Raw genomic sequence first — 12,929 nt, 5'->3', positions numbered from 1 at the left:
GGTGGTGTGGGAGGACGGCGGGGGTAATCCCGCCTCCTACCCGATTCTTTACCTTTATACCCCTTCCGGATGGAATTGCCCGATGAGCGACAGCGGTCCGAGCAGCGACAGTGAGCAGGCGGCCGGGCGCGGCCGGCGCCTGCGGAACAGATGGCGGCAGTGGCGCCGCGAAGCGCAGGAGAAGTCCCACTGGGCCGCGGAGCGGCTACTCGATCGCCGCGTCTGTGTCGGCATCACCGGCCTCAGCGGCGCCGGCAAGTCCACTCTCCTGACCAGCCTGATCTACCAGTTGAGCCACCCGCAGCGGGCGCAACTGCCGGGGTTCGCCCCGGCCCTGAACGGCGACCTGCTGGGTGCGGAACTGAAGCCGGCGCTGGATTCCGGCCTGCCGCCATTCGATTACGCCGAGTGTCTGGATGCGCTGATGGCCCAGCCGCCCCGGTGGCCTGAGAGCACCCGTGACGTATCGGCAATGGAATTGCATATCCACCTGCGTCACCGCCGCCGGCTCGGCGGCGCCCGCACCCGCACCCTGATCCTGGAACTGCGCGACTATCCCGGCGAATGGCTGATGGACCTGCCGCTGCTGCACCTCGATTATCGCGACTGGTGCCGCCAGCAGGCCCACCTGATCGACGGCGATGCGCGCGCGGGGCTGGCGCCCGGGCCGCTGTCACAACTGGCGGCGCTGGACCCCACCGCCACCGCCGAAGAGGCGAAACTCTCGGCACTGTGGCGCGACTACCGGCAGTTTCTGCTCGACTGCCGCGGCCGGCGCAAACTCAGCTATCTCCAGCCGGGCCGCGCCCTGCTCGACGACAGGGAGTACGGCGTACTGCCGCTGCTGGATCTGCGCAACCGCTCCGTCGACGAGCTGGAAGAACTGCCGCAAGACAGCAACTACCAGACGCTCGCCCGCCGCTATCGCGACTATGTGGAGGGGGAGGTGACGCCTTTCGTCGAGAGCCACTTCCGCCATCTGGACCGGCAACTGGTGCTGGTGGACATGATCGGCACCCTGTTCGCCGGCGAACAGGCGCTGGACGATATGCGGCTGGCCTTCGGCCATATCGCCGACACTTTCCGCTATGGCAGCAGTGGCCCGCTGCGCAAACTCTGGCGGCCACGGGTCGACCGGCTGCTGTTCGCCGCCACCAAGGTGGACCAGGTCCTGGCCGCGGACCACGATGCCCTGCGCCAATTGCTGGGGCAGCAGTTGCAGCAGGCGTTCGCCGGTGCGCGCCACCGCGGTCTGCCGCTGTTCTGCGAGGCGATTGCGGCGGTGCGCTGCTCCAACGAGAGCCTGCGCAACGGCCGCCACATGCTGGTGGGCCACGATATGGGGGGGCACTACCTGGGATTTGAAAATGCCGAGATCTTTGCCCGGCTGCCGCGCGAGGGGGAGGACTGGCAACACTACGCCGATGCGGCGCCGCCGCAGCTGCGCCCGCCGGCGGGTATGGATGCGGATCAGTGCATCCCCCATATCCGCGTCGACGCACTCCTTAATCTGCTGTTGGGAGACAAGGTCTGATGAGTGAGAAAAAAGAAAAGCCCCGACGCCGGCAGACGCACATCGAGGCGCTCGACGAACCGGAGACGGAATCGATCCATCGCGACTCCACCCGGGTCGAGTCCCTGAGCGGGGAGGGCGGGGAAATGCCGCGCTCGATCACCACCGGCGAATCCCTGCCGGACCGGGTCTCCTTTACCGAACTGCGGCTGCCGGTATTCCGCCTGCGCCTGTGGAAACCGGCACTGCTGGCGGCACTCGGTCTGGCGGGCGCCGCCGTTGCCTGGGAGCTGCGCCAGCTATTCAACTGGGCGACGAATATTCACTGGAGCCTGGGCGCGCTGGCGGGTGTGGTGATTGCCGCTTTCTGCGCCACCATCGTCAGTGCGGTGTGGGAGTATTTCCGCGCCGGAAAGCCGCTGCGCAAACTGCAGAAAACGCAGGAGCTGGCGGCCGAACTGCGCGATTGTCGCAGCAGTGAACAGGTGTCGCCATTTCGCCGGGAACTGGCGGAGCACTTCGCCGGCAAGCCCCAGGGAGTACTGCTGAGCCGAGTGCTCGAGAAAACGCCGGATTACTACGATAGCAGCGAGCTGCTGCACCACCTGGAAGTGACTTTTTTCGAGGCCCTGGACCAGGAGGCGCTCCGTCGCATAGTGCGACACGGCACCACCACCGGCGCACTGGTGGGGCTGAGTCCCTTTGCAACGCTGGATATCCTGGTGGCGCTGCGGCAATCCCTGCGGATGATCGACGATGTGGCGCAGATCTACGGTGTGCGCCCGTCCATCGTGGTGCGCTGGCGATTGTTCAAGAAGGTGCTCGCCCTGATTGCCTACAGCGGCGCCAGCGAGTACGCCATCAGCGAGCTGTGGCCGGAGCTGGTGGGCGACAGCGTACTGAGCAGCGTGTCCGCGCGGCTGGGGCAGGGCATGGGCGCCAGCCTGTTTATGGCGCGTATCGGCCTCGCCGCAGTACACGCCTGCAGGCCCGTTCCCTTTTCGGAAAAACAGCGTCCGCGGCTCGGTGCGCTCACGCGGCGCATTGCCGCCAGTCTCAAGGAGCAGATGCTGGGTAAAAACAGCGAGCGGGAACTCGCCGACGCCCTGATGAAGAATACCCGGGGAGCCGGCGATGAGTCCCGGCAGTGATTACTGGAACTGCTTTTTCATCAGTATATGGGTATGGTGCTGATCCACCAGCTCCGCGAGATCCTGGAAGTGGCGCTTGATGAACGGTGCCGGATTGTTGTTGCCAGCCGAGTCCGGATATTCGACACCTTCGCGTACATGTTGCAGTTCGGTAGCCAGCTCATTCATCGCGATGAAGATCTCCCGGGTGAGCTTTTCACTGTAGAAAATACTGCCCTGGTTGGTATCGAGCAGATAGTCGTTGCATTCGCTCAACCAGCCTTCCCGCTGTTCGAGGAAATTGATGGTGTTGCGAATGCCTCCTCCGAAGCGGGGATCGAAGTGTTCATTGACATAGGTGTCGAGGCTGCGCATGCCGGCATCGACAAACTGCTCGACCACACTCTCGCAGTATTTGGGGGTCAGGTACGAGGGGTGGCTCTTGGCGTGGCCCGGGCCGCAGGCGAGCAGCAGGCACAGCAGGCACAGGATTCTTTGGAGCGGAAAAGAGAGGAAGTCCATTTTAGTGGCCCATGATTTGTTGTTTTCGCTAACAGGCTTCTTTTTGTGACAAGTGTCACAATGAATATCGAATGCACAAGACGATGTCAACAGGTATTAAGTAGGAACTGTCATAATTGTACCAATTGAGCATCAATAAACTACATGTCGAGTAAAATCGGTTAAAAGAACGGCGATTTGCCATCGATATTACCTTAATGAGTGATTGGGAGCCTGTTTTGGCGGAATTTGATTTTGATCTGTTCGTGATTGGTGCCGGTTCCGGCGGGGTGCGCGCTGCGCGCATGGCCGCCAATGCCGGAATGCGGGTAGCGGTAGCCGAAGATCGCTATATGGGCGGCACCTGTGTCAATGTCGGCTGTGTGCCCAAAAAGCTGTTTGTCTACGCCAGCGGTTACAGGGAGGAGTTCGAGGATGCCGCGGCCTACGGTTGGCGCGCCGGCAACGCCGAATTCCACTGGCCCACGCTGCGCGACAACAACGCCGCTGAAGTGGGCCGCTTGAACGGCATCTACCGCAACCTGCTCGCGAACGCCGGCGTCACCGTCATCGATGGCCGCGCACGGTTCGAGGCCCCGCAGCGGATTGCGGTGGGCGACCGGAGCTATTCCGCCGAGCGTATCCTGGTGGCGACGGGCGGCTGGCCGTTTGTGCCGGACATCCCGGGGCGCGAGCACACCATCTCTTCCAACGAAGTGTTTTCCATGCCCGAATTTCCGCAGCGTATTCTGGTGGTCGGCGGCGGCTATATCGCGGTGGAGTTCGCCGGCATCTTTGCCGGGCTGGGCGCGGAGACCCATCTGTCCTACCGACGGGAGCTTTTCCTGCGCGGTTTCGATCGCGATGTGCGTCATTTCGTGCGCGATGAAATCGGGAAAAAAGGTGTACAGCTCCATTTCAACCAGACGATTGAATCGATAGAGAAACAGGAGGACGGCAGCCTTCTGGTGCATGCGGAAGGCGGTGCAACCCTGGCGGTCGATACCGTGCTCTACGCTACCGGGCGCCGCCCGAATACCCGCGGCCTGGGCCTGGAAGAGCTCGGCGTGGTCACACACCGGGACGGCACCATCTCGGTCGATGACAATTTTCGCACCAATGTCGATTCCATCTATGCCCTGGGCGACGTGACCGGTGAACCCCAGCTGACGCCGGTGGCGCTGGCCGAGGCGATGGCGCTGGTCGGGCACCTGCGGACCGGAAAGCCGGCCGAGATCGATTACAACAATATCCCCACGGCGGTTTTCTGCCAGCCGAATATCGGCACCGTGGGCCTGTCGGAAGAGGAGGCCAGGGATTCGGGGCTTGCCGTCACCATCTACAAGGCGGATTTCAAACCCATGCGCCACACGGTGAGCGGCCGCGACGAGCGCACCCTGATGAAACTGGTGGTGGATTCCTCCACGGACAAGGTCATCGGTGCCCATATGGTGGGCCCGGAGGCGGGAGAGATCATCCAGGGGATTGCCGTGGCGATCAAGGCGGGGGCCACCAAAGCGGTGTTTGACCAGACTGTCGGCATTCACCCCACCTCGGCCGAGGAATTCGTCACCATGCGCAACCCGGTAGCCTGAGGGCTTTGTGCAAGAGCCCGGGCGGGCTCTGACAAAGGCACAAAAAAGGCGATGCCGCGGCATCGCCTCTTGGTTCGTTATTGACGGATCGGTCTACTCGACGGTATCGGCGATGGGGGCGAGCCCCTGGTGCCGCTTGGTCTTGCGTCGTTCACTGCGTTCCTTCAGGCAGCGCTCGGCCGACTCGAAGGCGCTGTTGACCGCGCGGTGAATGGATTCGTTCTGGTTGCTGATGGTTACGGGGTTGCCGCTCAGCGCGAGTTCGACTGAGGCCTTGTATTGCTTGCCTTTGGTTTTGTGTTGGTGAGGGGCCTCCAGAACTACGCGACTTCGAATAATGTCGCCACAATAACGTTCCAGTTTGTGCAGTTTTCTCGATACGGTGTCGGCCAGGGCAGCCGATTTATCGATATCCCGGAACACGATGTTATCGTTGGGCGCGGATTTCATGGGCAATTACCTCCGGTTAAAAGGAACCTTGCAGGCCGCGTATGCGGTTTGCTGAAAAGAAGGTAGGGCGCCCTATAGGGAGTTGCCGCGTTCGACAGTGGTTCCGGAAGCAGAGGTCGCAACGGGTATTTGCTGACTGAACAGCGCTGGGTGTTTTACGCCCGTTCCGGAGTTCCGCTGAGTCCAGCGATCTTTCTCCCTAGAACCCATAATGCTGGCGCGCCAAAAAAAATCAAGCGTTGTGAAGGCAAAATGTCACAAAAAATTCGCGATATCGTCGCCTGGGTGAAATATGGCGCAACGATGGTCGCCGTTTACCGACCGTAGGCGACCGCTCGACGATCGGTCATTGCCGGCTGGCTGGTCGCTGCGTAAAATTGGCGCCATATGCAATGGGACGCTTGTACAAAAAGTGTCCTCGATGCGCTTTTCCTATGGATTTATAAAAACCGGGTAATAGGTTCTTTACTATGGCGGTAACGCGGTACTGCTCGCTGTTTCTGGCGGGCCTTTTGGTGATCGGGGGTGCGGGTGCCACGGCACAGACGCAGGAGACTCTGGCGGCGGAAAAAAATCGACTCGCGCGGATGGAGCAGTCGCAGGAAAACCGTGCGGTTGAAATGGAGGATATCGAGAACGAAATCCTGTCCTACGACTACAAGCTCAAGCGCGCTGAGGAGTCGCTCGAGAAAGCCCGGCAGCACTACGACGAGAGTCGCAGCGAACTGGAGCAGGCGCAGAGCGCGCACCAGCAGAAGGGCAACTCCGATACCGAGCGCGCACTGCACAAGGCGAAGCACGGTTTCAAGATGGCGGAGCGGGGCGTCGATAGCCGCACGCGCCGGGTGGAATTTATCCGCGAGAACTACAAGGAGTTGCAGGCTGAGCTGGATGAGGCCAAGAGCGCGATTGCCCGGGGCGAGAGCCGTATTGCCGATCAGGAGCGGAAAATCGAGAAGGTGGTGAACACCATGCTGGCCAAGGCGGATGCAGCCAAGCGCGCAGCCTCGGTGGAGAAGGCGGCCGCGCCGGTGAGCAAGCCGGAAGTACCGGCCCCGTCCGTTGCCGAGGTGGAGCCGGAATCGCAGCCGCAGCCAAAAGCTGCCGAGCCGGCACGCGAGATCGATCCGGAGCTGCTGGAGTATGTCAAGGGCGAGAAGGAGCGGCTGGAGAAACTGCTGTCCGACGGTGAGGAGGGCAAGCATACCTTCCGCACCCTGGATCTGGAGCCGACGCGGGGCGAATCGATTCCGTTCGAGTTCCTCGGCCATAACCAGTATCGCCTGGTGGCGCCGGTGGAGGCCGGGCGCCAGACCTACGAGATCAACACCTGGAAATTCCGCCGCACCATTCCGGCTGACGACGACGGTGTCCGCTACGTATTTATCTTCGATGGCCGGCGCCTGTCGCGACCGCGCCTGGTGATGTACCCGGAGTATGTTCTGGACCACCTGAAAGACTGAATATCCACCACAAAGAAGCCCGCTCGAAGCGGGCTTCTTTTATGAGCCCCGGTTTCCGGGATGCGAACCCCCGGCGGCCCGGGCCGGTACGCAGAGCCTCCATTGCCAGGCCCTCCCGGGTGCTTTTTCGTGTCAGGTGGCCGGAGCCCCGGCCAGTTGTGCCTCGTACAGCGGCAGGTACTGGCTGCCGCCCGCTGCCGGCCGGCTCCGGTACAGCACGAGGTTATCGAGTGCGGCGATAAAGTCGGCCGGCAGCGGCTCGAACCCCGGGAAGCCACGCCTGTTGCGCGCCAGGGTGAAATGCGGCCGATAGGCGGCGCTCTCGGGTCGCATGCCCAGCTCCATCATCAGCCGGCGACAGGCCTCGTGGAGCCGGTCGAGTTCCGGGTTGGTGAGCAGTTCCGCGGCCAGCAGTCGCGAGCGCCGCTGCGGAAACGGCTGCAGAAAGGCAATGCGGCCCTCACAGCGGGGCTGTCGCCCGGCGATCTGCTGGAGGCGATTCGCTATCCGGGGAATCAGGCCGTCGGGCGTCTCGCCGAGAAACGCGAGCGTCAGGTGGCGGTTGAGGTGACTGGTCCAGCGGGTGCTCTCGAGTTGCCCGGTTTCCAGCTGCCGCTTGCAGTGACCCACCAGTCCATCCAGAAAGTGTTGGGTATCGGCATCCGGCCGGACGCCGATGAACAGTCGCGAATAGCCCGCCGGCACTTCAGCTTCTCCCGGTGCCATAAATTTTTCCCTACTCCCTCTTGAATCCCTCTGCAGTGGCCCTATTTACAGAGTACGGGCGGCAGGCTCAAGCGAGGTGCCCCCGACCAACGCCCGGTCTGCGGACGGGCAAACGCCAAATATTGCTCTGAATTGAGGATATGACTATGCGCAATGTAGATTTTTCCCCCCTGTACCGCTCTGCAATCGGTTTCGATCGTATGGCCAGCCTGCTGGATGCGATGACTACCAGTGAGCAGAAGCAGCCTTCCTATCCGCCCTACGATATCGAGTTGACCGGTGAGGACAACTACCGCATTACCATGGCGGTGGCCGGTTTCGAGGAGTCCGAGCTCGACATCCAGCTCGAGCAGAACCGCCTGACGGTCACCGGCAGGAAAGCGGAAGAGAAAGGTGAAACCCAATACCTGCATCGCGGCATCGCCGCGCGCAATTTCGAGCGCCGTTTCCAGCTGGCAGATCACGTCAAGGTGACCGATGCCAAGCTCGCCAATGGCCTGCTGCACATCGAGTTGGTGCGTGAGATTCCCGAGGCAATGAAGCCGCGCAAGATCGAAATCAGCAGCGGCAGTCTGTTGCAGCACGAAGAAGCGGAGAAAAAATCCGACTCCGAAGCGGCCTGACTTGACCGAGCGATGCCCCCTGTGCCGCCAGCCGGCGGCACAGCCGTATCACCGCGATAAATTTCGCAGCTACCATCAGTGCGCCGGGTGCGCACTGGTTTTCGTGCCCGCCGAATACCACCTTTCTCCCGCCGACGAACAGGCCTACTACGAACTGCATGAAAACTCGCTCGAAGACGCGGGCTATCGCCGTTTTCTCGGCCGCTGTGCGGAGCCGTTGCTGGAGCAGCTCCGGCCGCGCAGTCGCGGACTGGATTTCGGCTGCGGCCCGGCGCCGCTGTTGGCAAGGATGCTGGTCGAGGCGGGCCACAGGGTCGAGCTCTACGACACTTATTTTGCGCCGGATAGCGGTGCCGTGGAGCGGGATTACGATTTTGTCGTCGCCACCGAAGTGGTCGAGCACCTGGCCGACCCCGCCGGGGAATTGCAGTGGCTCTGGGAGCGTCTGCGTCCCGGTGGCCTGATGGCGTTGATGACCAAACTGGTAATTTCGCGGGAGCGCTTCGCCAACTGGCACTATATCCGCGACCCGACCCATATCTGTTTTTTCAGTGTGCAGACGTTTCGCTGGCTGGCGGAGCGGTTTTCTGCGGAGTTGCAGTTCGCCGGCAGCGACGTGATTTTTCTGCGCAAGCAATTCGCGTAGGGTCGCCCTGACAGACAACTGCTCCATACGTTGTGTGCATGGCCGCCGGGTGCCGCCCCGCGATCCGTATCGGCCTCGCGCTATCGGTCCCTGCAAGCAGAACCCGGGGCGGCCCTGCTGGCGGTGGTTGTTTGCTCAACAGCCTCATCGGCAATCGTCTCACAAACAGCCACCGCCAGCAGGGCCTTTGCATCTGGCCTGGAACTTCTTTTCTGGCATTGATCGTCCCCGGTCCCCTTTACGTATTCACCCGAAATAGCTTCGCCCGTACCGTGGTGCGGTATTCGCTCGGCGTGGTCGACAGGAATTTCTTGAACAGCGCCGTGAAATGCCCCATATCCTGGTAGCCGACCTTCTCAGCGATCTCGTTGACCGACAGGTTGCTCGATTGCAGCAGTTCCCGCGCCGTATCCACGCGCACGTTCTGCAGGTACTGCAGCGGCGTCTGTCCGGTGGCGAGCTTGAAGCGGCGGTTGAATGAGCGCACGCTCATGTCGAAATACGCCGCCACTTCACTCAGGCGCACCTCGCCGCTGCAGTGCTCCTTCAGCCAGGTCTGGGCCTGGACGATCTCCTCGTCCGGGTGCAGGTGCACGGCGCCCTCGGAGTAGGCGATCTCCTCGAACGGTCGCCGGATTTCGTGGGAAAAGTTGCGCTCCACATGGCTGGCTACGGCGGGGCCGTAGAACTGGCGGATCAGGTGGACGGTGACATCCGCCAGCGCGTTGACGCTGGCGGCACAGAACAGCTTGTCTGCCTGGGTGATGAAGTACTGGCGCTTCAGTTTCACCCGCGGGTAATCGGCGCTGAAGCGGTCGAAATAGTGCCAGTGGGTGGTGGCCGGCTTGCCATCCAGCAGCCCGGCGGCGGCGAGGAAGCAGACCCCGGTTCCCACGGCACTGATCGCCGTCCCCGCTTCGGCCTGGCGCCGCAGCCAGTCGAGTAGGGCACCGCTGCGCCGCAGCGCCGGGCGCGGGTTGCGCCACAGGGCGGGGATATAGACGATATCGCTGTCCGGTGCGTCCGCCAGCGCCACGTCCGGGGGGAAGGAAAAACCCGAACGGGTACTCACCGGGCGGCCGTCCAGGCTGGCGGTGACCAGCCGCATGGGTTCGGTATCGCCCTCGACGCGCGCGCGGCTCTCGGCGCCGCGCAACATTTCCAGTGGCAACACGGTGCCGGTCGCCAGCATCTGATCGATCAGGAGAAATGTGACTGTTCGCATTACTTCTCGGCGCGCACTGGCGCAATTGGCCAAAAACTCAATTTTGCTGGCCAGTATGCCCATAACCCGGCCGAATCGCCACCCCCTACACTGACCTTCCCTCGGAAATTGTTAATTGAACAGCGTTATTTGCTGGAGGTCAGGATGCAGCGCCTTCCCGTCATTACCGCCTTCGGTGGCTTCAACCCCGCCGGACGCAGCTCCTTTCACCGCGGCTATCGCCGCCTGGTGCTGGACAAGCTGGGAGCGGCCGAGCGCGCCGGGACCCTGTCGGACCTGGCGGCGCTGATGGGGCTGCGCACGGGCGCGGAGGCCGGCGGCCCGCTGGATCCGGCCCTGGAGAAGCAGGTACTGGACGGCACCCTCGTACGCGAGCTGGAAAAGCGCTTCTACGACTATCGCCAGTGCCATTTCCACCAGTCGGCGGAGCTCAGCAACGGCGACGGGTTTACTTTCGAGATGCCCGCACGGCAACTGCCGGAGCCGCTGCCGGCGGACTGGCGGGTGGAATCCCTGGGCGACGGTCGCGTCAGGGTGCGCTGTGACGGCCTGTCGGTAATGCTGGACAGCCACCGGGAAATTCCGGTGGCGTCTGCGGGTCAGTTGCCGACCGGCTTCGAGCCGGGTAATGCCTATAACTCGCGCTTCCATCCCCGCGGACTGCAACTGGCGATTCTCGGCGCTTCCGACGCGGTGCAGTCACTGGGTATCGACTGGCAGACGGTGGCCGCTGCGGCCGGGCCGGACAGGATTTCCGTCTACGCCAGCTCCGCCATGAGCCAGTTGGATCCCTACGGCAACGGCGGCCTGCTGCAGTCGCGCCTGCGCGGCAATCGCGTCAGCTCCAAGCAACTGGCGCTCGGGCTTACCAGCATGCCCGCGGACTTCGTCAATGCCTATGTACTCGGTAGTGTCGGCACCACTGGCGCCGTTGCCGGCGCCTGCGCCACTTATCTCTACAACCTGCGCGCGGCAGTGGAGGATATCCGCAGTGGCCGCTCGCGAGTGGCGGTGGTGGGTGCCGCCGAGGCGCCGCTGGTACCGGAGGTGGTGGACGGCTACGCCACCATGGGGGCGCTGGCAAACCGCGACGGCCTGCGCAAGCTGTTCCCGGGCGAGATCGATTACCGCCGTGCCAGCCGGCCCTTCGGCGAGAACTGCGGCTTCACCCTGGGTGAGGGCAGCCAGTGGGTGATCCTGATGGACGATGCCCTGGCGCTGGAGCTGGGAGCGCCGATCCACGGTGCCGTGGCGAATGTGTTCGTCAACGCCGATGGCACCAAGAAGTCCATCTCCGCGCCCGGCCCGGGCAACTATCTGACGGTGGCGCGGGCGCTGTCGGAGACCCGTGCCATTGTCGGCGACGAGAGCCTGCGCCGGCGCAGTTTCGTGCAGGCACACGGATCCAGCACACCGCAGAACCGGGTCACCGAGTCCGCCATCTTCGATCGGCTGGCCGATACTTTCGGGGTCGACAACTGGCCGGTGTGTGCGGTCAAGGCCTACCTGGGCCACACGGTGGCCGCGGCCAGCGGCGACCAGCTGATAACCAGCCTGGGGATATTCGAACGCGGTATATTGCCGGGTGTCACTACCATCGACCGGATTGCCGACGATGTACACCACAGTCATCTGGATATTGCACTGCAGCACACCGAGCGGGATCGGGCATCCCTCGATGTGGCCTTCCTGAACTCCAAGGGTTTCGGTGGCAACAACGCCACCGCCAGTGTGCTGTCGCCGCACCTGGTGCGGCGGATGCTGGCGAAACGCCACGGGGAAAAGGCACTGACCGATCATGGCCGGCGCAATGAGGCGGTGACGGTCCGGGCCGCCTCCTACGACGAGCGCGCCAGCCGTGGCGACCTGAATGCGATTTACCGCTTCGGCGAGGGGCTGGTGGACGAGAGCGCGATCGAAATGTCCACCGAGCAGGTGACCCTGCCGGGAATACCACCGGTGGCGCTGTCCGATGTCAATCCGTTTGACGATATGAGCTGATGGCGCGGTTGGTGGTCAGTGGTGTGCGATTTGGGGCAAACTAACTCAGGTTTCGGGGGCCGGCTCGTGCCATCGGCTGGCACCTCCGGCCCCGAAATCTGAGAAACTAACCACTGGCCACTCACCACGGACCACGACAACAATGGCAAATATGGAATCGGTGCTGCAGCCGCCGGAAGCGGGCAATAATGACGATGTCGGCGCCCGCCTGAAGATGGTCCGCAAGATGCACGGCTGGTCGCAGCGAGAACTGGCCAAGCGCGCCGGCGTTACCAATGCCACCATCTCGCTGATCGAGCAGGGCCGCGTCAGCCCGTCCGTGGGCTCCCTGAAAAAGGTGCTCGACGGTATTCCCATGTCGCTGGCGGAGTTCTTTACGCTCCAGTTCGACGACAAGTCCCAGGTGTTTTTCCGCGCCGACGAAATGCCCAATGTCGGCACCGGCCCGATTCGGTACCGGCTGCTCGGCGCCTCCAACAGCAGTCGGGATATGTCGATTCTCTACGAGACCTACCCGCCGGGGGAGGATACCGGACCGGAGCTGCTCAGCCATGAGGGCGAAGAGGGCGGTATCCTGATTTCGGGCCGGCTGGAAGTTACCGTCGGCGGTGAGGTTGCCGTGCTCGGGCCCGGCGACGGCTACTATTTCAACAGCCGCCGTCCCCACCGTTTCCGCAACCCGGGCGACTGCGACTGTGTTCTCGTCAGCGCCAATTCCCCGCCCAGCGTCTGACCGGTGTGCCTCGATCCGGCTCGTTTTCGGTAATACAGGCAGAGCCGCGCCAACTGCTTAATAGTGGGGGCCGCTGCATATAGACTGGTGTGGNTCGTTTTCGGTAATACAGGCAGAGCCGCGCCAACTGCTTAATAGTGGGGGCCGCTGCATATAGACTGGTGTGGTGTCTCATACTAAATGCGGATATCAGAGCCCCCCAAATTGTTCACAGCAAGGCGCCGCTCGCAGGGAATGGTGGTTCCATTTGCAAGAGCGGTAACGCCGCTGTGGACCCTCTCTACCAGGTGAAGAGGGGGGGGCTCCCTTCGGGCGGGCCGCTA

The 12,929-nt window shown here is 62.7% G+C and carries 13 protein-coding genes; 9 read left to right on the top strand and 4 right to left on the bottom strand.

Annotated elements, in window-relative coordinates:
* Positions 1–82 precede the first annotated feature (82 nt).
* Positions 83–1,534 (top strand): YcjX family protein, encoded by a 1,452-nt coding sequence (locus tag OQE62_RS17080; RefSeq protein WP_265723258.1) that lies wholly within the window; start codon positions 83–85, stop codon positions 1,532–1,534.
* Positions 1,534–2,664, top strand: a complete 1,131-nt coding sequence (locus OQE62_RS17075; protein ID WP_265723257.1) for a TIGR01620 family protein — start codon at positions 1,534–1,536, stop codon at positions 2,662–2,664. Before OQE62_RS17080 ends, OQE62_RS17075 begins: the two co-directional genes overlap by 1 nt.
* On the opposite strand, the gene OQE62_RS17070 is transcribed toward OQE62_RS17075, so the two are convergent.
* The gene (locus OQE62_RS17070) at positions 2,665–3,165 is read right to left on the bottom strand and encodes a hypothetical protein (RefSeq protein ID WP_265723256.1); all 501 of its coding nucleotides are present in this window, start codon (positions 3,163–3,165) and stop codon (positions 2,665–2,667) included. It lies immediately after the preceding gene.
* A 218-nt stretch (positions 3,166–3,383) separates the two neighbouring features.
* On the opposite strand from OQE62_RS17070, the gene gorA reads away from it, so the two are divergent.
* Entirely contained in the window at positions 3,384–4,739 is a 1,356-nt protein-coding gene (gorA, locus tag OQE62_RS17065) for a glutathione-disulfide reductase (RefSeq protein WP_265723255.1), read from the top strand.
* 93 nt (positions 4,740–4,832) lie between these two features.
* On the opposite strand, the gene hpf is transcribed toward gorA, so the two are convergent.
* On the bottom strand, positions 4,833–5,189 hold the full coding sequence (gene hpf / locus OQE62_RS17060) for a ribosome hibernation-promoting factor, HPF/YfiA family (protein WP_265723254.1): 357 nt from the start codon (positions 5,187–5,189) through the stop codon (positions 4,833–4,835).
* 129 nt (positions 5,190–5,318) lie between these two features.
* On the opposite strand from hpf, the gene OQE62_RS17055 reads away from it, so the two are divergent.
* Complete coding sequence (locus OQE62_RS17055) at positions 5,319–5,516, top strand: hypothetical protein (protein WP_265723253.1); 198 nt, start codon at positions 5,319–5,321, stop codon at positions 5,514–5,516.
* 143 nt (positions 5,517–5,659) lie between these two features.
* Positions 5,660–6,652 carry an AAA family ATPase gene (locus tag OQE62_RS17050; RefSeq protein ID WP_265723252.1) on the top strand — a complete coding sequence of 331 codons (993 nt, stop codon included), beginning with the start codon at positions 5,660–5,662 and terminating at the stop codon, positions 6,650–6,652.
* A gap of 132 nt (positions 6,653–6,784) precedes the next feature.
* Here the strand turns inward: OQE62_RS17050 and thpR are convergent, their stop codons facing one another.
* Positions 6,785–7,378, bottom strand: a complete 594-nt coding sequence (thpR, locus tag OQE62_RS17045; protein WP_265723251.1) for an RNA 2',3'-cyclic phosphodiesterase — start codon at positions 7,376–7,378, stop codon at positions 6,785–6,787.
* Positions 7,379–7,524: 146 nt separating this feature from the next.
* On the opposite strand from thpR, the gene OQE62_RS17040 reads away from it, so the two are divergent.
* Positions 7,525–8,001 (top strand): Hsp20 family protein, encoded by a 477-nt coding sequence (locus tag OQE62_RS17040; protein ID WP_265723250.1) that lies wholly within the window; start codon positions 7,525–7,527, stop codon positions 7,999–8,001.
* 1 nt (position 8,002) lies between these two features.
* Entirely contained in the window at positions 8,003–8,647 is a 645-nt protein-coding gene (locus tag OQE62_RS17035; RefSeq protein WP_265723249.1) for a class I SAM-dependent methyltransferase, read from the top strand.
* Between the two features lie 238 nt (positions 8,648–8,885).
* Here the strand turns inward: OQE62_RS17035 and OQE62_RS17030 are convergent, their stop codons facing one another.
* On the bottom strand, positions 8,886–9,872 hold the full coding sequence (locus OQE62_RS17030; protein ID WP_265723248.1) for a GlxA family transcriptional regulator: 987 nt from the start codon (positions 9,870–9,872) through the stop codon (positions 8,886–8,888).
* 144 nt (positions 9,873–10,016) lie between these two features.
* Between OQE62_RS17030 and OQE62_RS17025 the strand changes: the two genes are divergently transcribed.
* Positions 10,017–11,873: a beta-ketoacyl synthase gene (locus OQE62_RS17025; RefSeq protein ID WP_265723247.1), complete on the top strand. Its 1,857-nt coding sequence runs from the start codon at positions 10,017–10,019 to the stop codon at positions 11,871–11,873.
* A 142-nt stretch (positions 11,874–12,015) separates the two neighbouring features.
* Entirely contained in the window at positions 12,016–12,606 is a 591-nt protein-coding gene (locus OQE62_RS17020) for a cupin domain-containing protein (RefSeq protein ID WP_265723246.1), read from the top strand.
* Positions 12,607–12,929: the final 323 nt, after the last annotated feature.

This window comes from Microbulbifer halophilus (assembly GCF_026183675.1).
GTDB classification, from domain to species: Bacteria; Pseudomonadota; Gammaproteobacteria; order Pseudomonadales; family Cellvibrionaceae; genus Microbulbifer; species Microbulbifer halophilus.
This window is presented reverse-complemented; position numbering and strand designations above follow the sequence as displayed.

Bases quoted from the DNA above. Each gene is read 5' to 3' on its own strand.
- OQE62_RS17080 (WP_265723258.1), top strand. From the start codon at position 83: ATGAGCGACAGCGGTCCGAGCAGCGACAGTGAGCAGGCGGCCGGGCGC.
- OQE62_RS17075 (WP_265723257.1), top strand. From the start codon at position 1,534: ATGAGTGAGAAAAAAGAAAAGCCCCGACGCCGGCAGACGCACATCGAG.
- OQE62_RS17070 (WP_265723256.1), bottom strand. From the start codon at position 3,165: ATGGACTTCCTCTCTTTTCCGCTCCAAAGAATCCTGTGCCTGCTGTGC.
- hpf (WP_265723254.1), bottom strand. From the start codon at position 5,189: ATGAAATCCGCGCCCAACGATAACATCGTGTTCCGGGATATCGATAAA.
- OQE62_RS17050 (WP_265723252.1), top strand. From the start codon at position 5,660: ATGGCGGTAACGCGGTACTGCTCGCTGTTTCTGGCGGGCCTTTTGGTG.
- thpR (WP_265723251.1), bottom strand. From the start codon at position 7,378: ATGGCACCGGGAGAAGCTGAAGTGCCGGCGGGCTATTCGCGACTGTTC.
- OQE62_RS17040 (WP_265723250.1), top strand. From the start codon at position 7,525: ATGCGCAATGTAGATTTTTCCCCCCTGTACCGCTCTGCAATCGGTTTC.
- OQE62_RS17030 (WP_265723248.1), bottom strand. From the start codon at position 9,872: ATGCGAACAGTCACATTTCTCCTGATCGATCAGATGCTGGCGACCGGC.
- OQE62_RS17025 (WP_265723247.1), top strand. From the start codon at position 10,017: ATGCAGCGCCTTCCCGTCATTACCGCCTTCGGTGGCTTCAACCCCGCC.
- OQE62_RS17020 (WP_265723246.1), top strand. From the start codon at position 12,016: ATGGCAAATATGGAATCGGTGCTGCAGCCGCCGGAAGCGGGCAATAAT.